Here is a 16,599-nt window from a genome sequence, read left to right as displayed (position 1 = left end):
CGTCGCGGTCTACGACACCGGCGAGGACTACCTCGACGGCGTCTCGCTGCCGTACATCGTGATGGAGTACGTCGAGGGCTCGACCCTCCTCGCGCTCACGCAGTCGGGCCGGCGCCTACTGCCCGAGCGCGCGCTGGAGATGACGACGGGCATCCTGCAGGCGCTGGAGTACTCGCACCGCAACGGGATCGTCCACCGCGACATGAAGCCCGCCAACGTCATGCTGAACCGTCAGGGCATGGTGAAGGTCATGGACTTCGGCATCGCCCGCGCGATGGGCGAGGCCGGGATGACGATGACCGCGACGTCCGCGGTGATCGGCACCGCGCAGTACCTCTCGCCGGAGCAGGCGCGCGGCGAGCAGGTGGACGCGCGGACCGACCTGTACTCGACCGGCTGCCTGCTGTACGAGCTGCTCGCGCTGCGTCCCCCCTTCGTCGGCGACTCGCCGATCTCCGTGGCCTACCAGCACGTCCAGGACCAGCCGCAGCCGCCGTCGGTGTTCGACCCGCAGATCTCGCCCGGTATCGATGCGGTCGTGCTGAAGGCGCTGGCCAAGGACCGCGAGGAGCGCTACCAGAGCGCGGACGAGATGCGCGCCGACATCGAGCGCCTGCTCTCGGGGCAGACGCTGTCGATCATGGCGCAGCCCGCGCCGCAGATCTCGGTGCCGTCGGCCGGCCGGCAGGCGCCGCGGCAGGCCGCGCCGAAGCCGCCGCAGCATCAGCCCGCCCCGGCCACGGCGTCCCGTCCGCGCAGCGGCGCCGCCCGCGGCGCCGACCGCTCCGCGTACCTCAAGCTGGCACTGCTGGGCGGTGTGACGCTGCTGCTCTCCACGCTCATCACCTACAGCCTGATGTGACGTCGGGTCAGAACGCCGTGTGCCCCCGCCCGGACGACAGCGTCCGGGCGGGGGCACACGTATGAGCGGGCGTCAGTGCCCCGGGCCTCCCACCGGGTCGACGACCGCGGCCGCGCCGCCGCCGCGGCGGACGGGCTCGGCCGCGGCCTGGAGCAGGCCGCCCGGGAGGGCCTGGATGCCGGTGGCCGCGCCGATCTCCGGGTTGAGGGTGAAGGATTCGCCGATCGCCTGCAGCCCCGCCTCGTCCGCGCTGCCCAGGAAGGCCGGTTCGGCCTCCGTCGTCGCGGCGTTGCGTTGGCTGATCCGGGGGGCCGCGATGGCCTGTTCGAGGCTGAGGCCGCGGTCCACGTGGCCGAGCAGGACCTGCAGCACCGTGGTGATGATCGTGGCGCCGCCGGGTGAGCCGACCGCGAAGTCGAACCGGCCGTTCTTCAGCACGATCGTCGGCGACATCGACGAGCGCGGCCGCTTGGCGGGGCCGGGCAGGTTCGGGTCGTGGACGCCCGCGACGGCCGGGGTGAAGTCGAAGTCCGTCAGCTCGTTGTTGAGCAGGAAGCCGCGGCCGGGCACGGTCATCGCGCTGCCGCCGGTCTGCTCGATCGTCAGCGTGTACGAGACGACGTTGCCCCACTTGTCGGCGACCGTCAGGTGCGTGGTGTGGGTGCCCTCCGGCGTGGTCGGTGCGGGGGTGCCCGCGTCGACGCAGCCGGCGGAGGGGTGCAGCGGGTCGCCGGGGGCGAGCGGGCTGGTGAGGCTCGAGTCCGGCTTGATGAGGCAGGCACGGGAGTCGGCATAGCGCTGCGAGAGCAGCGCCTGCGTGGGCACGTTCTCGAAGCGCGGGTCGCCAACCCAGCGGTTGCGGTCCGCGAAGGCGATCCGGGAGGCCTCCAGGTAGTCGTGCAGGTACTGCACCGAGGAGGCGTGCGCGAGGTCGAAGTCGTTGAGGATGTTGAGCGCCTCGCCCGTGGTCGTGCCGCCGCTGGAGGAGGGCGCGATGCCGTAGACGTCCAGGCCGCGGTAGTCGACCTCGGTGGGCGCCTGAGCGCGCACCCCGTAGCCGGCCAGGTCGGCCTGCGTCATCGCGCCGGAGCGCGCGTACCAGCCGGAGGCCGGGTCGACCTGCGGGTGCTGCACCACGGAGGTGATGTCCCGTCCGATGTCGCCCCGGTACAGGGCGCCGACGCCCTGGCGCTCCAACTCGCGGTAGGTGGCCGCCAGATCGGGGTTGCGGAAGACGCTACCGACGGCCGGCGGCTGCCCGCCCGGCAGGAACAGGTCCCGGGTGGCCGGGAAGTAGGCGAACCGGGCCTGGTTCTGCGCGGTCTGGTCGTGGAAGGTCTGGTCGACGACGAAGCCCCTGTTGGCCAGCTTCTCGGCGGGCTTCAGCGACTGCGCGAGCGACCGGGTGCCCCAACGGTCCAGCGCCTGCTGCCAGGTGAGCAGCGAACCGGGGACGCCCACGGAGCGGCCGCTGTTGACGGCGGTCCAGAACGGCAGCGCCTGGCCGTTCTCCACGAAGAGGTTCTGGTCGGCGGTGCTCGGTGCGGTCTCCCGTCCGTCGAGCGTGTAGACCTGGTGCCGGTGGGCGTCGTAGTAGACGAAGTAGCCGCCTCCGCCGATGCCGGAGGAGTAGGGCTCGGTGACGCCGAGGGCGGCCGCGGTCGCCACGGCCGCGTCCACGGCGTTGCCGCCGCGCCGCAGCACCTCGATGCCGATGTCGGTCGCCTCTGCGGACACACTCGCGACGGCGCCGCCGGTCCCGGTGGCCTCCGGCTGTTTCGGAGCGGGCACGGCGGCCGGCGCCGCCCCGTGTGCCGCGGGCGTCGCCCCGGCGGCGGGCGCGAGCGAGAAGGCGGTCAGCGCGGCGGCGAGCAGCAGGGGCGGTGCGAGACGGGCGGTGCGCCTGACTCGACGTGTACTCATCCAGGCCTCCGATCGGGCGAGTTGAGAATGACCATTGGGACACGAAGGCTCCGGCCATGACAAGGAGGCGTCACGGTTCGGCCGGGAAGCATTCGCGGATCGCGTCCGTGACAGGGGTGGTGAGCCCGCAGGCGGGAGGAAGGGACGGCACGCGACGGTCGACCGGCGGGAGCGTTCACAGATCCGGTCGGCGCGGGAGGTGCCGGCCCGCGACGCGGAGGACGGGGCCCGGCAGAGCGGCAGCGACCGCCTCGGCGGCGCCGACGGCTCCCACCCGGGAGGCGCGCGAGCCGGACCAGGACTGGTGCGAGGGGGCGGCGAGAACAAAAGCCGGCAGGACCGCACGCCACAGGACGCGCGGCCGTCGTGACAGGCACCGTGACGAGCGCCACAGCCCCCGTCCGGCGTGTGAACAACCGGATTCGTCCCCGAAACGGGCGATCAGAGGACAATAGGGTGGGGTACGCCCCCACAGGCGCCCCGCGAAGGCCCCGACGTCGAACGGAGCGGTCCATGGTCCGACGCCGCCCCCCGGCGTCCGCGAGCTCGGACGAATTGCTGAGCACCCTCGGTCGGCTGACCGCGGAGGCGCTGGAGCGTGTGGAGTCCCAGAAAGCCCGTGTGGAGCTCGCCGCCGCGCTCCAGCGGGACCTGCTGCCCTCGGCGCTGCCGCAGGCCGCAGGCCTGCGCGCAGCGGCGCGTTACGCCCCCGCCCGGCACGGGCTCGACATCGGCGGCGACTGGTACGACGGCTTCGTCCTGCCCGGCGGCGTGCTCGGCTTCTCCGTGGGCGACGTCCAGGGGCACGACGTCGAGGCCGCGGCGTTCATGGGCCAGGTTCGCATCGCGCTGCGCGCGCTGGCCACGGTCACCCCCGACCCCGGGGAGGTGCTCGGCCGGACCAACGACCTGCTGGTCGCCATGGACCCGGACCTCTTCGCCACCTGCAGTTTCCTGCGCTACGACCCCGCCAGCGGCGAGCTGGCCATGGCCCGGGCCGGCCACGTCCCGGCGGTCTGGGCCGCGACCGACGGCGCCCACGGCGTCGACGCCGAACCCGGGGGCCTCCCGCTCGGCATCCAGGCCGGCGAGCCCTACCCGGTCTCCCATCGGCGCCTCACCGGCACCGGCGCATTCGTGCTGGTCACCGACGGTGTGGTGGAGGGTCCGTCCTTCTCGATCGACGAGGGGCTCGACCACATCGTGGCCCTGATCCAGGCCCGCGCCGACGGCGAACCGGCCAATCTGGCCGCCGACCTCATCCGCGTCGCGGAACTCACCGGCCACCGCGACGACGCCGCGGTGCTGGTGCTGCGCCACGACCGCTGACTGCGTGTGCCCCTGCGGGCCAGGGTGTGATGATCGCGGCTGCGGGCGTGTCACGATCGCGCCCGCGGGGGCTGCGCCGGGAAAGTAGGGGCATGTCAGGTGAGGAGCGCGCGGGGGCGACGCGGGCGTGGTGGGTGGCGGTCCTGTGGATGCTGGTCGTGGCTGGGGTCTACTTCGGCAGCGGTCGCCTGGGGCTGCTCGCGCAGGTCGTCGTCGAGGGCGTGCGGGTCACCCCCCTGTGGCCGCCGTCCGGGGTCGCCGTCGCGGCGCTGCTGCTGCTCGGGCTGCGCGTGTGGCCGGGGATCGCGCTCGGCCAGTGGCTGGTGGTGCTGTCGATCGCGCACTGGCACCTCAGCTGGCCGGGGCTCGGCATCGTCGTGGGCGCCACGCTCGCGCCCGTGCTCGCCTGGCTGTTCCTGCGGGTCGTGAAGTTCCGGCCGCAGCTGGACCGGTTGCGGGACGGGCTCGCCCTGGTCTGCGTCGCGCTGGTGAGCACGCTGGTGAGCTCCAGCGCCTCGACACTGATCCTGCTCGCGGAGGGGGCGCTGAAGCCGCACGACTACTGGGAGGCGTGGACCGCCTGGTGGACGGGTGACGCCATGGGCGTGCTCGTGGTCACCCCGCTGCTGCTGGCGGCCCGCTATGTGCGGGCGCCCAGGGACACCCCGATGATGCGCTGGGTGGAGCTGGCGCTGCTGCTGGGCGCGACGGTCGGGGTGATGCTGCTGGTCACGCACAGTGCGCTGTCGCTGCTGTTCCTGGTGTTCCCGCTCGTGATCTGGGCGGCGATCCGGTTCCAGATGCCCGGGGCGGCGCCGTGCGTGCTGATCGTCTCGGTCCTCGCGGTGGTCGCCGCGATCGACCACGCGGGCCCCTTCGCGGGACACGGCGTGGCCGCGGAGATGTTCATGCTGCAGGCGCTCAACGGCTCGGCCGCGCTGACCGCGCTGCTGCTCTCCGCGGTGATCACCGAGCGCGACAACACGCACCGCATGATCGCCGAGGCCTGCGTCGGGCTGGCCGAGGTCGTGGCCCGGCTGGCCCCCGACGAGGTCGCCGACCAGTGGCCGGACCGCTGGCCGGGGGCGCAGGACGGCTGACGCCGACCGGTCAGATCATGCAGCCGGCGTGGGCGAGGGCCTGCTTGAGCAGGACGCCCTGGCCGCCGGGCATGTCCTGCTGGACCAGCTCTGAGACGGCCTCCTGGGGGCTGAACCAGACCAGGTCCAGTGCGTCCTGGCGCGGCCGGCAGTCGCCCGCCACGGGGACGACGTAGGCGAGCGCCACCGCATGCTGGCGAGGGTCGTGGTACGGGGTGATGCCGGGGGTGGGGAAGTACTCGGCGACGGTGAACGGCTGCAGCGAGGCCGGGATCCGCGGCAGCGCGACGGGGCCGAGGTCCTTCTCCAGGTGGCGCAGCAGTGCGTCGCGCACCCGCTCGTGGTACTGCACCCGGCCGGAGACCAGGGTCCGGGTCACGGTGCCGTCGGAGTCGATGCCCAACAGCAGGCCGACGTGTGTGACTTCGCCGCCCTCGTCCACGCGTACCGGCACCGCGTTGACGTAGAGGACGGGCAACTGCGCGCGAGCAGCCGACAGTTCGTCGGCTTCGAGCCAACCGGGCGTGGTCTGGGTGAAGTCAGCCATTGGGTGATCGTACTGTCCCCGACCCGTCGCTCGCGGGAGGCCCGGGACGAGGGCGACGTGGCGTCATCCGTTGTTCGCCTGACGTGCGCGAAGACCCGCGCCGCGCGATGCTCGGAGCATGGCTCGGACCATGGCTGGGACACCCACCGACGGGCCCGTCTGGCCCAACCCGGAGTGCCCGGTCCTCGTCGACGCACTGACGCCCGGCGTGCCGTGGCGGGAGGTGCGGGTGATGCGCGAGGACGGCACGGTCACCGACCCGGCGCGGTGCCACGACGCGCACGAGCTCAGACGGCTGGTGCACCACGAGCGGCCGGGCGCGGACCTGGAGGATCCGGCGCAGAGCTTCTGGGTCGACCATCCGGGTGAATGGCCCGCGGCTGACCTGCGCTGACCTGCGCCGCAGCCGCGGGCTCCCAGGGCTCAGGCCTGGGCGGCGACCGCCTCGTTCACGCCGCGGGTGGAGATCAGGTGGGCGGTGCCGTCGTCCAGGCGGTAGGACAGGCCGACGATGGCCGTGCGGCCGGAGTCGACCGCGTCCGCCAGGACCCGGGAGCGGTCCAGCAGCAGGTCGACGGTCTGCCTTATGTGCTCCTCGACGATCGCGTCGCGCGACTCGATCCCGGCCGAGCGGGCGGCCAGCACGCTCGGGGTGACGCGCTCGATCACGTCGCGGACGTAGCCGGGGGCGGGGGCGGAGCCGTCGAGGGCATCGCACGTCGCGGCGACCGCGCCGCACTGGTCGTGGCCGAGGACCACGACGAGCGGGCAGTCGAGGATGCTGACGCCGTACTCGATGCTGCCCAGCACCTCGGGGCCCATCACATGGCCGGCGGTGCGGACCACGAAGAGGTCGCCGAGGCCGCGGTCGAAGATGATCTCGGCGGCGAGGCGGGAGTCGGAGCAGCCGAACAGCACCGCGAACGGGCGCTGGGTGGGCACGGTCGCGGCCCGGCGCGCGGCGTCCTGGTTGGGGTGCTCGGGTGATCCGTCGACGAAGCGTCGGTTGCCGGAGAGCAGGGTCCGCAGGGAGTCTTCGGGCGACGGCACGCTCGTGATCGAATCGCTCATACCCGCAGCCTACGGCCTCGCGCTCGGGCGCACCTCGTGGGCTGGTTCACAACCGTGCCCCGCCCGCGGCGGGCCCGCGCGGGTGTGGTTCGCTGTGCGGATGGCGAAGAGTCCCGCAGTGGGCGCAGCGGCGCCCGATTTCACGCTTCCCGCCGTGCAGTTGGTGGACGGGGCGGCGGTCCGGAGCGAGTTGACCCTGTCGGGGGAGCGCGGGCACCCGGTCGTGCTCGCCTTCTACCCCGGAGACGACACCCCGGTCTGCACCAAGCAGCTCTGTTCGTACTCCTCCGGACTGGAGCAGTTCACCGACCTCGGCGCGACGGTCTGGGGCATCAGCACCCAGGACATCGCCAGCCACGAGGCGTTCGCACACAAGCACGGCCTGCGCCTGCCGCTGCTGGCCGACACCGAGCGCACGGTCGCCGCGGACTACGGGATCACCCTGGGTGCGATGGTGCGCCGCTCGGTGTTCGTCGTGGACGCGGAGGGTGTGCTGCGCTGGAAGCACGTGGCGGCGCTCGGGCTGACCTTCCGTGACGTGCAGACGCTGACCGCGCAGTTGGCCCTGCTCACGGTCTGAGGGCCGGCCCGCCCAGCAGGACGGCGACGGCGTCACGCACGCCGCGCGTGCGGCCGTCGTCCTTGGCCAGTAGGCGGGACGGTTCGGCGGTGTCGCGGACGAAGGCGTGCAGGCGGCCGTCGCGCTGGGCCAGGACGAGGTCGGTGGTCGACTCGGCGGTCTCGGCGGAGCCGACGGCGGAGTAGGCGATCGCGGTCAGCAGCGCGGAGCGCTCGGCGGCGGCCAGGACCTGGTCCGGGTCGGCCCGGTCCGTCGGCTCGGCCCAGGGCCCGCGCGGCAGCCACTCGCTGAGCATGCGCAGGGTGTCGTCCAGGGTGTGCAGGGAGACCTCGTGCACGCCCAGCGCGTCGATGCGGACGACCAGGCAGACGGGCTCCGGCTGCGGCAGGACGAGGGTGCGCCAGGCCTCGCCGGGCCCGGCGCCGGTGATGCGGGCGTCCAGCACGGTGCTGGCGCGGCGCTGGAAGGCGACGGTGATGCCGAGGTCGCCGCGCACCTGGATCTGGTCCTCGCCCTTGCCGGCGACCAGCAGTTGCCGAGCCGCCAGCGAGCGCACCGCCTCCGCCAGCACCTCGTCGGAGGGGCGCGTCTCCAGGAAGTCGACGACGGCGTCGACGACCGTCAGCTCGGCGATCGTGTAGGCGCCGAGCGGCACGGCCCCGGTCTGCACCAGCTCCACCACCCCGGCCACCATGCCCTCGGGCACCGAGACCGAGCCCGGCAGGACCTGGGCCTCGGGGTTCTCGGAGGCCTCGTCGCTCATCCGTCGTCCTCGATTCCGTCTTCCTCGATCCATCGGGTCCCCGGCTGCGGCTGCGAGCCGGGGGCGAACAGCACCTCGGCGGCGGGCGGCAGCGGGGCCTCGCTCACCCAGACCTCGGAGTTGCCGAAGAGACCGCGTCCGCCGCGTCCGGACAGGGCCCGGCCCAGCTCGTCGGTGGGATCGCCGCGTTCGGGTGGCGGGAAGCGCACGGCGAGGTCCGCCGAGGCGGAGGTCTGGTCGTCGGACTCCTCGATGCCGCGCAGGGTGGCGGCGAGCGCGTGGGAGATCTCCGGACCGACCCCGGTCGGCAGGGCGAGCGCGGGGGAGAGGTACATCGGGCGACGCTCGGTCACCCGGGACAGCCCCCAGGGGCCGACGTTGCTGCGGGTGATCCGATAGACGAAATAGTCCAGCAGATGCCGGAGGTCGTTCAGGGAAGGCAGTTTGCGCTTGCCGAACGCGGCCGGCGTCTTCTCCAGCTGGAGCCAGGTGCCGGTCGCGGTGCGGCCGTGCAGCTTCTCGCGGACGACCGCGCCGCGCATGCCGATGTCCGGGTACCGCGTCTTGTCGACGTCGCGGTGATGGCTCGACAGACGCTGGTGGCTCACCTCGGGGAAGAGCCACTCCTCGTAGAGCCCGGGGTCGTCGACCAGGACGTGACCGCCGCACAGCACGTCGTGCAGTTGCGGGACCTGGAGGCCGTGGCCCTCCAGGGCGCCCATGATCGCGGCCTCCTGCGGGCTCAGGCCGTCGGCCGCGGCGAGCAGACCCTTGCGGTAGGCGGCGTTGCGCGCGGTCAGCTCGATCAGCAGCCGCACCCGCGTGCGCATCCGCTCGGCCTGGCGCGTCTGTTCCGCCCGCGCGGCCCGGCGCCTGCGCCGGCGACCCTGTCCACCCGCCATACGACCCAGTACAACACCACGGGCCCCGCCGCGCCCGAACGGCGGCTCCGGTGGGCGCGTCGTCGCCACTGTCCGCAGGTGAGAGGTCACGGACCGCCGTCTGCGGGCCCGCCGCCGTGAAAGAAGGGTGTGATTCACACCAAGGTCCACGTTCTCACCTTGACGCGTACAAAGCAGCACAGGAAGCGTATGGCCCACTCGTCCGGCAGTCGCCCCTCCAGTTCCTGAAGGAGATGCACGCGTGGACGGGTGCACGCACGGCCGAAGGGCGGGAGCAGAACCTTGAACGACAGCGCGGGCGTCACACGAAGCCGACCACGTCCCATCCGTCCGGGCCTGGCGGCGCCCCCGGCGCCCACGCCCCGGCGGATCTCCCGGGCACTGGAGACGGCGCTGCGCAACGGCCCCTTCGAGACGGCGCTCCAACTCGCCATCGCCGAATCGGGCCTGAGCCTGGACAGTCTGCGCCGGCGGCTGGCCGGCGACGGGGTCGCGGTCGGCCTCTCGACGCTCAGCTACTGGCAGCGCGGCCTGCGCCGCCCCGAGCGCGCGGAGTCGCTGCGCGCGGTCCGGGCCATCGAGGAGCTGTGCGGTCTGCCGTCCTCCACGCTGGTGGCGCTGCTGGGACCGCGCCGCCCGCGGGGCCGCTTCGCGCGCGGCAGACGCGGCACCGAGCTCGGCTTCGCGGAGGTGCTGCCGGGGGAGCTGCTGGCGGCGCTGACGCTGTGCGAGATGGACGTCTCGGTCAACAGCAGCTACGAGCACGTCAGCGTGCACGGCGACCGCTGGATGCGGGTCGACCGCTCCTGGTCGGTGGAGCGGATCCGACGCATCGTCATCCCGCAGGAGCCGGGCCTGGACCGGTTCGTCTGCGTCAACATCCCGGACTCCCCGAGCGAGAGCCCGCCGACCGTCCATCCGCTGCACGGCTGCCGCCAGGGCCGGGTGCGCGCCGACGCGCGTACGGGACTGCAGCTCACCGAGCTGCTCTTCGACACCCCGCTCCGGGTCGGGCAGCCGTACGCCTTCGACTACGAGTACCGCGCGGGAGCCGGCACCCAGCCGGTGGGCGAGTACCTCTACGGCACCCGGCAGCCGCTGCGCGAGCTCGTGCTGCGTGCCCACTTCGACGAGGCGCGGCTGCCGGTGCGCTGCTACCGCGTGGAGCGCGACAGCTACGACGGGGAGGAGCGTGACGTGCAGGAGCTGCGCCCGGGGCCGGGTGGTCTGGTCCAACTCGTCAGCCTGGACCGGGAACCGGGCTTCGAGGGCTTTCGCTGGGAGTGGGAGTGAGCGGCCGGAGGCGGCCGTTCGGAGGAGCTTCGCCGCGGTTGTCGTGCACACATCGTGCCGTGTCGGCCACGCTCGGGAGTGACATCACCCTTCCGTTCGGGGTGCGAACACAACTGTGAAAACAGGAATGTTCACGTTCCGTCCGCCTGCTCGTCCCGGAGCCCTGATCTCGCGGGGCGGCAGCCTCCCGGAGATTTCACAGAATTCTTTCAGGCAATCGTTACCCGGTTGTCACCACTACGAGTGGATCCCAGGCTGCTGCCTGACCGGATCTCAGGAGAAGCAGCAGGGAGGAACCCTCGTGCACCGCAGTCTCCGCACCAGGCGTCAGCGCACCATACGTCGCTCGATCGCCGTTGCCGCCGCGGCCGCCACCGTGGCCGTGACCGCCTCGATCACCATGGCCACGGCCCAGGCCGACACCACCACGGCGGCCGCCGCCAAGCCCGCCACGGCGTCGAAGCCCGCCCCGGTGCAGCAGAGCGGACGGACCATCACCGTCCACCTCGCCGGCAAGACCTTCCACGTGCAGCTGCACAAGCCCTCCGGTGTGGTGCCGATGCGCGGCAAGCAGCAGGCCGCGAAGGGCACGCGCCACACGTCCACCACGGACACCAACGCCACGGTCTACCCGCCCACCACACAGACCTCGGGCCTGCAGTACGGCGGCGGTCCGCTGCAGACCTCGCCGCAGATCTACCTCGACTTCTGGGGCAACCAGTGGGACAACGACGCCAACGGCGTCCAGCAGTACATGCAGAACTTCTTCAACGGCATGGGCGCCTCCGGTGACACCTGGTCCACGGTGACCAGCCAGTACACCGACAGCAGCGGCGCCTCCCCGAGCTTCAACGGCTCCGTCCTGGGCGGCACCTGGGCCGACAACGGCTCCGCCGCACCGGCCGCGCCGACGCAGGCGCAGATCGCCGCCGAGGCCGACAACGCCGCCTCGCACTTCGGCGTCTCCGGCCCGAACGTGGACATCTACGTGATGAGCCCCTCCGGCACCCAGCCGGACGGCTTCCCGAACGCCGGCTTCTGCGCCTGGCACAACTGGGACGGCAACGTCGCCTACACCAACATGCCGTACGTCCTCGACGCCGGCTCCGGCTGCGGCGCGAGCTCGGTCCAGAACCAGCTCGACGGCTTCAGCATCGTCGGCGGCCACGAGTACGCCGAGGCCATCACCGACCCCGAGCCCTCCAGCGGTTACGTCGACTCCAACGGCGAGGAGATCGGCGACCTCTGCGCCTGGGACAACGACCAGACGGTCAACTTCTCCACCGGCACCTTCGCGATGCAGCCGCTCTACTCCAACAAGGACAACGGCTGCGTCTTCTCCTCGCAGTGACGCGGTAGTCGCTCTCGGGCAGGGGCGCAGGGATCTCATCTCTGCGCCCTGCTCTGCTCACGCTCCGGCCCTGCGCCAGAGCGATCTGAGGGCTTCGAGTTCGAAGCGGGGGAAGTGTTCGCCCCACTTGCCGCGGTATCCGCTCTCGCCGTACTCCCTGGAGACCTCGTCGAAGCAGCGGATCACTGCTCGCGCCACGGTGTCGAGCTTCTGCCCGGGTTCCGCGTCGAACTGGGCACGCGTCTCGGTCTCACCGGTGAGGAGGCGGGCGACCGCGGTCAGCAGATCCTCAGGGGCGTTGGTGATGTACGAGGCTGTGACCTCGGCTTCGGTTCGCGCGTCACCGATTCCGCAGTCGGCCCACCCGTGGCCGGTGAGTGTCCAGACGAGCCGCAGATCAGCCATGACCGCAGTCTGAGACGTGGGCGCGGAATCGGCACCCGATTATTCGCCGGCGTCCCGGGCCGGTCCGGCGGGTCACTGCCCTGACTCGTCGTCGCCCGGGGTGACCAGGCCCGTCTCGTAGGCGAGGACGACGGCCTGGACCCGGTCGCGCAGGCCCAGCTTGGCGAGGATGCGGGCGACGTGGGTCTTCACCGTCGCCTCCGAGAGGTGCAGGTGGGAGGCGAGTTCGGCGTTGCTGAGGCCGCGGGCGACCAGGCCGAGGACCTCCGACTCGCGGGCCGTCAGGGAGGCGAGGCCGCGGTGGAGGGAGGCCTGGTCCTGGCCGGCGGGCAGCGGGGAGGCATCCCCGCGGGCGAAGCGCTTGACCAGGCGTCGGGTGATGGTCGGGGCCAGCAGCGCGTCGCCGGTGCGGACCATGCGGACGGCGGAGACCAGGTGCTCCGGGCTCACGTCCTTGAGCAGGAAGCCGCTCGCGCCCGCGTTCAGCGCGGCGTAGACGTACTGGTCCAGGTCGAAGGTGGTCAGGATGATCACCCGCGGGGCGTCCTCGCCGTGGGTGGCCAGGATGCGGCGGGTGGCCTCCAGGCCGTCGAGTTCCGGCATCCGGATGTCCATCAGCACCACGTCGGGCTTGGTGCGCAGCACCTGGTGGACCGCGGCCTCGCCGTTGTCGGCCTCGGCGGCGACCTCGATGCCCTGGGCGGCGAGGATCATCCGGAAGCCCGTGCGCACCAGCGCCTGGTCGTCCGCGATCACGACGCGCAGCGGGGCGAGCGGGGTGGTGGTCACAGGGTCTCCAACAGGTCCAGGGGGATGGTGGCGCGGACGCGGTAACCGCCGGTCGGGCGCGGGCCCGTGTGCAGGGTGCCGCCGTAGAGGGAGAGCCGCTCGCGCAGGCCGACCAGACCGCGGCCGCTGCCGGTCGCGGCGGCCTCGCCGGGACGGCCCTCGGTGTTGGCGACGTCGACGTCGAGCTGCTCCGCACCGTAGTCGACGCGGATCGCCGCGCTCGCGCCGACGGCGTGCTTGACCATGTTGGTCAGCGCCTCCTGCACCACACGGTAGGCGGTGAGCTCCACGCCGGGCGGCAACGGCCGGGGCTCGCCGGAGACGTCCAGTGCCAGCTCGATGCCGGCCAGGCGCATCCGCGCGACCAGCGCCTCCAGGCCGTCGAGGCCGGGCTGCGGGGCGAGTTCGGCGTGGCCCGCCGGGTCATCGCCGGAACTGTCCATCGTCAGCAGGCCCATGACGTTGCGCAGGTCCGCCATCGCGGCGCGGCCGCCGGTCTCGATGGCCAGCAGGGCCTCCTTGGCCAGGGCGGGATCCTGGTCCACGACCATCCGCGCGGCCCCGGCCTGGATCACCATCACGCTGACGTTGTGGGTGACGACATCGTGCAACTCGCGGGCGATTCGGGCGCGTTCGTGCTCGACGGCCTGCCGCAGCGCGTCGATCTGGTCGAGTTCGAGCGCGCGCAGCCGGGCCCGGCCGAGCTCGGCGCGGCGCGCCCAGTGGCGCTGCCCGAGCGCGACCGCGACGACCGGGAACAGCAGCAGCGCGCCCACCAACCCGTTGGGGAAGTGCGGCAGCTTGGACCGGGACAGCTGCAGCACCAGCACCGTGCCCGCCACCGGCAGGGTCGCCAACGCCCGATTGCGGTAGGGGCTGTGGGCGACCGCGGCGTACAGGGCCACCATGGTGACCAGCGAGGTGGCGAACAGGACGTCCGGGTAGGCCGACCGGAGCAACAATGCGCAGGCCAGGGCCAGCTGGACCCAGAGCGCGCCCAGCGGCAGCCGCCGTCGCCAGGCCAGCGGTACGGCCGTCACGGCGGCGAGCAGCAGCAAATCCAGGGGAGTGGACGGCACGTTGGGCGCGGTGAGCGCGGCGCGGATCTCCACGAGCACGAAGATGACCGCCAACGCGGCGTCGGCAAGGCGCCGGCGGCGGGTCAGCCGGGGCGGCGCGTCCGTCGGCCGGGCCAGGGCGGCGACACGTTCGCGCAGGCGAGCGGGTGAGTACACCGCACGACTACACCACAAGGATGATCCCCGCGGCCATCATCCCAGCGCGGTACGGCAAATGCCTCGTGTGACCGACGTGTCCGAACCGCCCCCGGCCGTACTTTTTCGCCATGACGCAGAAGACGACCGATCCACTGATCCAACTCAGCGGCGTGAACCGCAACTTCACCGACGGCCCGGCCGCTCTGCGGGAGGTCTCGGTGACCGTCGGGCGCGGCGAGGCGGTCGCGATCCTCGGTCCCTCGGGCAGCGGCAAGTCCACGCTGCTCAACATGATCGCGGGGCTCGACCGCCCCGACAGCGGCACCGTCACCGTCGACGGCGTCCGCGTCGACGGCCTCGACGAGACCGGCGCCGCCCGCTACCGGCGCGAGCGCATCGGCATGGTCTTCCAGTTCTTCCACCTGCTGGACGACCTGACCGTGCTCGACAACGTACTGCTGCCGGCCGAGCTGACCGGCCTCGGCCGCGCGGAGGCGCGCCGCCGGGCCCACACCCTGCTGGAGACCCTGGGCGTCGCCCACCACGTCCGTGCCCACCCGGGGCGACTCTCCGGTGGTGAACGGCAACGCGTGGCGGTGGCCCGGGCGTTGATGAACCGGCCGCCGCTGCTGCTGGCCGACGAGCCCACCGGCGCGCTGGATTCCGCCTCCGGCGCGGACGTCGCCGGCCTGTTGCGCGACCTGCACGCCGACGGTCAGACCGTCGTGCTGGTCACCCACGACGTCCGCCTCGCGGAGGAGACCTGCACCCGGACGGTCCGCATCGTCGACGGCCGGATCGCCGCCGACGAGCCCACCGCCCGTGGCCGCGCCGCCCGCCAGGCGGTGACCCGGTGAGCGCCCTCGGCAAGGTCGTGCGCGCCGGCGTCGGCCGTCGCCGCGTGCAGACTGCCGTCACCGGGCTCGCCGCGATGATGGCCGTCACCGCCTCCGTGCTCGGCGGCTCGCTGCTGGTCGCCGCCGACGCCCCCTTCGAGCACGCCTTCGCTCGGCAGAACGGCGCGCACCTCGCCGTCTCCTACGACGGCGCGAAGGTCGACGCCGCGGAGCTCACGGCCTCGGCGCACGGCCACGGTGTGAGCGCGAGCGCCGGACCGTTCGAGACGGCGACCGTCGACCCGAGCGGCGTCACCGGCCTGGACCTCCCGGCGGGGATGAGCATGAGCCCGATGACACTGGTCGGCCGCACCGACTCCCGGGGAGCCGTCGACGACCTGAGCCTGACCTCGGGGCACTGGCTCACCGGCCCCGGCCAGCTGGTCGTCTCCGCCGACTACGACGGACCGCAGCTCTCCGTCGGGCAGCGGGTGCACGTCCCCGACGGCCGCGGCGGCAGCCGGGAGCTGACCGTGGTCGGCGTCGCCCGCTCCGTCGACGCCACCGCCGACGGCTGGGCGGAGCCGTCGGACGTCGCGGCGGTCGCCGCGCACGGTGTCGGCTACCAGATGCTGTACCGCTTCGACTCCGCCGCGACCGCCGCCCAGCTGGCCGCCGACCGCGCCGCCGTCACCGACGGGCTGCCCGCGGGCGCGGTGAGCGGCGCGCGGACCTGGCTCGACGTCAGGGACGCGCAGGCGAGCAGCACCGGGCTGTTCCTGCCGTTCCTGACCGCCTTCGGGCTGCTCGGCCTCGCGATGTCCGTGCTCATCGTCGGCAATGTCGTCGCCGGCGCGGTCGGCTCGGGGACCCGCCGGATCGGTGTGCTCAAGGCCATCGGCTTCACACCCGCGCAGGTCGTCCGCGCCTATCTGGCGCAGGCCCTGGTCCCGGCGGGCGTCGGCACCCTGCTCGGCGTCCTCGTCGGTGATCTGATCGCCACCCAGGTGCTCTCCGCGACGGAGGAGATCTACGGCAGCAGCACCCTGGCCGTCGCCCCGAGCGTCGACCTCGCCGTCGCGGGCGGCACGTTGCTGCTGGTCGCGCTCACCGCGCTGGTCACCGCCCTGCGGGCGGGCCGGCTGCGCACCGTCGACGCCCTGTCCGTCGGCCGCACCGCCGGCGGTGGGCGCGGGCGGCGCGCCGCCAGGCTGGCCCGCGCGCTGCCGCTGCCGCGTCCGGTGACGCTGGGCCTGGCCCGGCCGTTCGCCCGCCCGGTGCGGGCGCTGTCCCTGGTCGTCGCGGTCCTCTTCGGCGCGACCGCCGTCACCTTCGCCTACGGGCTCAGCAGTTCGCTGCAGCGGGTCCAGGACTCCAAGAGCGTCGCGGCCGACGTCAGCGTGCTGACCTCCACCCCGCCGCAGGCCGCGCCGCCCGGCGGCTCCGCCCACCACGGCGCGGCCGACCCCGCCGCCGTCGCGGCGGCGATCCGGGCCCAGTCCGGCACCGCGTCCTTCTTCGGAGCCGCGCACACCCAGGTCACCGCCGCCGGGACCACGGGCGCGGTCGCGGTCACCGCGTACGTCGGCGACGCCTCGGGGTCCGGTTCGCAGCTGGTCTCCGGCCGCTGG

At 73.0% G+C, this 16,599-nt stretch carries 16 protein-coding genes and 1 pseudogene; 9 read left to right on the top strand and 8 right to left on the bottom strand.

What is annotated here, in order from left to right; translation table 11 throughout:
• Positions 1–629 (top strand): annotated as a pseudogene (locus DN069_RS33410) (protein kinase domain-containing protein); the annotation flags it as partial.
• Positions 630–934: 305 nt separating this feature from the next.
• Here the strand turns inward: DN069_RS33410 and ggt are convergent.
• Complete coding sequence (ggt, locus tag DN069_RS33405) at positions 935–2,785, bottom strand: gamma-glutamyltransferase (RefSeq protein WP_111506995.1); 1,851 nt, start codon at positions 2,783–2,785, stop codon at positions 935–937.
• A 513-nt stretch (positions 2,786–3,298) separates the two neighbouring features.
• On the opposite strand from ggt, the gene DN069_RS33400 reads away from it, so the two are divergent.
• A complete protein-coding gene (locus DN069_RS33400; RefSeq protein ID WP_111506994.1) occupies positions 3,299–4,114 on the top strand; it encodes a PP2C family protein-serine/threonine phosphatase in 816 nt (271 codons plus the stop codon).
• 92 nt (positions 4,115–4,206) lie between these two features.
• On the top strand, positions 4,207–5,214 hold the full coding sequence (locus DN069_RS33395; RefSeq protein WP_111506993.1) for an MASE1 domain-containing protein: 1,008 nt from the start codon (positions 4,207–4,209) through the stop codon (positions 5,212–5,214).
• Between the two features lie 10 nt (positions 5,215–5,224).
• Here the strand turns inward: DN069_RS33395 and DN069_RS33390 are convergent, their stop codons facing one another.
• On the bottom strand, positions 5,225–5,761 hold the full coding sequence (locus tag DN069_RS33390; protein WP_111506992.1) for an NUDIX hydrolase family protein: 537 nt from the start codon (positions 5,759–5,761) through the stop codon (positions 5,225–5,227).
• A 130-nt stretch (positions 5,762–5,891) separates the two neighbouring features.
• On the opposite strand from DN069_RS33390, the gene DN069_RS33385 reads away from it, so the two are divergent.
• Positions 5,892–6,155 carry a hypothetical protein gene (locus DN069_RS33385; protein ID WP_111506991.1) on the top strand — a complete coding sequence of 88 codons (264 nt, stop codon included), beginning with the start codon at positions 5,892–5,894 and terminating at the stop codon, positions 6,153–6,155.
• Between the two features lie 29 nt (positions 6,156–6,184).
• Here DN069_RS33385 and DN069_RS33380 read toward each other — a convergent pair whose 3' ends face one another.
• Positions 6,185–6,832, bottom strand: coding sequence for a carbonic anhydrase (locus DN069_RS33380; protein ID WP_207892364.1), 648 nt, complete (start codon positions 6,830–6,832; stop codon positions 6,185–6,187).
• A gap of 100 nt (positions 6,833–6,932) precedes the next feature.
• Here DN069_RS33380 and DN069_RS33375 point away from each other — a divergent pair, with 100 nt between their 5' ends.
• Entirely contained in the window at positions 6,933–7,412 is a 480-nt protein-coding gene (locus DN069_RS33375; protein ID WP_111506990.1) for a peroxiredoxin, read from the top strand.
• Here DN069_RS33375 and DN069_RS33370 read toward each other — a convergent pair.
• Together DN069_RS33370 and DN069_RS33365 are read right to left on the bottom strand one after the other, a co-directional pair.
• The gene (locus DN069_RS33370; protein WP_111506989.1) at positions 7,402–8,175 is read right to left on the bottom strand and encodes a hypothetical protein; all 774 of its coding nucleotides are present in this window, start codon (positions 8,173–8,175) and stop codon (positions 7,402–7,404) included. The genes DN069_RS33375 and DN069_RS33370 overlap by 11 nt on opposite strands.
• Positions 8,172–9,077: a hypothetical protein gene (locus DN069_RS33365; protein ID WP_133260126.1), complete on the bottom strand. Its 906-nt coding sequence runs from the start codon at positions 9,075–9,077 to the stop codon at positions 8,172–8,174. Before DN069_RS33365 ends, DN069_RS33370 begins: the two co-directional genes overlap by 4 nt.
• A 282-nt stretch (positions 9,078–9,359) precedes the next feature.
• Between DN069_RS33365 and DN069_RS33360 the strand changes: the two genes are divergently transcribed.
• Positions 9,360–10,370 carry a hypothetical protein gene (locus tag DN069_RS33360; protein ID WP_111506987.1) on the top strand — a complete coding sequence of 337 codons (1,011 nt, stop codon included), beginning with the start codon at positions 9,360–9,362 and terminating at the stop codon, positions 10,368–10,370.
• Between the two features lie 301 nt (positions 10,371–10,671).
• Complete coding sequence (locus tag DN069_RS33355) at positions 10,672–11,721, top strand: hypothetical protein (protein WP_111506986.1); 1,050 nt, start codon at positions 10,672–10,674, stop codon at positions 11,719–11,721.
• 57 nt (positions 11,722–11,778) lie between these two features.
• On the opposite strand, the gene DN069_RS41105 is transcribed toward DN069_RS33355, so the two are convergent.
• The 3 genes from DN069_RS41105 to DN069_RS33340 all read right to left on the bottom strand — a co-directional run bounded on the left by DN069_RS41105 (position 11,779) and on the right by DN069_RS33340 (position 14,150).
• On the bottom strand, positions 11,779–12,126 hold the full coding sequence (locus DN069_RS41105) for a hypothetical protein (protein ID WP_207892363.1): 348 nt from the start codon (positions 12,124–12,126) through the stop codon (positions 11,779–11,781).
• 72 nt (positions 12,127–12,198) lie between these two features.
• Entirely contained in the window at positions 12,199–12,840 is a 642-nt protein-coding gene (locus DN069_RS33345) for a response regulator (protein ID WP_111506996.1), read from the bottom strand.
• Between the two features lie 71 nt (positions 12,841–12,911).
• Positions 12,912–14,150, bottom strand: a complete 1,239-nt coding sequence (locus tag DN069_RS33340) for a sensor histidine kinase (RefSeq protein WP_207892362.1) — start codon at positions 14,148–14,150, stop codon at positions 12,912–12,914.
• 110 nt (positions 14,151–14,260) lie between these two features.
• On the opposite strand from DN069_RS33340, the gene DN069_RS33335 reads away from it, so the two are divergent.
• Together DN069_RS33335 and DN069_RS33330 are read left to right on the top strand one after the other, a co-directional pair.
• Entirely contained in the window at positions 14,261–14,989 is a 729-nt protein-coding gene (locus DN069_RS33335; protein ID WP_111506984.1) for an ABC transporter ATP-binding protein, read from the top strand.
• A partial coding sequence (locus tag DN069_RS33330; RefSeq protein ID WP_111506983.1) for an ABC transporter permease occupies positions 14,986–16,599 on the top strand: 1,614 nt, incomplete at its 3' end. The genes DN069_RS33335 and DN069_RS33330, both read left to right, overlap by 4 nt.

The sequence above is a fragment of the Streptacidiphilus pinicola genome (assembly GCF_003258295.1).
In the GTDB taxonomy this organism is placed as follows: domain Bacteria; phylum Actinomycetota; class Actinomycetes; order Streptomycetales; family Streptomycetaceae; genus Streptacidiphilus; species Streptacidiphilus pinicola.
Note: the sequence above shows the minus strand (reverse complement) of the source record. Positions and strands in the feature narration are given on the sequence as shown.

Coding starts and splice junctions, on each gene's coding strand:
- ggt (WP_111506995.1), bottom strand. CDS start 2,785: ATGAGTACACGTCGAGTCAGGCGCACCGCCCGTCTCGCACCGCCCCTG.
- DN069_RS33400 (WP_111506994.1), top strand. CDS start 3,299: ATGGTCCGACGCCGCCCCCCGGCGTCCGCGAGCTCGGACGAATTGCTG.
- DN069_RS33395 (WP_111506993.1), top strand. CDS start 4,207: ATGTCAGGTGAGGAGCGCGCGGGGGCGACGCGGGCGTGGTGGGTGGCG.
- DN069_RS33390 (WP_111506992.1), bottom strand. CDS start 5,761: ATGGCTGACTTCACCCAGACCACGCCCGGTTGGCTCGAAGCCGACGAA.
- DN069_RS33385 (WP_111506991.1), top strand. CDS start 5,892: ATGGCTGGGACACCCACCGACGGGCCCGTCTGGCCCAACCCGGAGTGC.
- DN069_RS33380 (WP_207892364.1), bottom strand. CDS start 6,832: ATGAGCGATTCGATCACGAGCGTGCCGTCGCCCGAAGACTCCCTGCGG.
- DN069_RS33375 (WP_111506990.1), top strand. CDS start 6,933: ATGGCGAAGAGTCCCGCAGTGGGCGCAGCGGCGCCCGATTTCACGCTT.
- DN069_RS33370 (WP_111506989.1), bottom strand. CDS start 8,175: ATGAGCGACGAGGCCTCCGAGAACCCCGAGGCCCAGGTCCTGCCGGGC.
- DN069_RS33365 (WP_133260126.1), bottom strand. CDS start 9,077: ATGGCGGGTGGACAGGGTCGCCGGCGCAGGCGCCGGGCCGCGCGGGCG.
- DN069_RS41105 (WP_207892363.1), bottom strand. CDS start 12,126: ATGGCTGATCTGCGGCTCGTCTGGACACTCACCGGCCACGGGTGGGCC.
- DN069_RS33345 (WP_111506996.1), bottom strand. CDS start 12,840: ATGATCCTCGCCGCCCAGGGCATCGAGGTCGCCGCCGAGGCCGACAAC.
- DN069_RS33335 (WP_111506984.1), top strand. CDS start 14,261: ATGACGCAGAAGACGACCGATCCACTGATCCAACTCAGCGGCGTGAAC.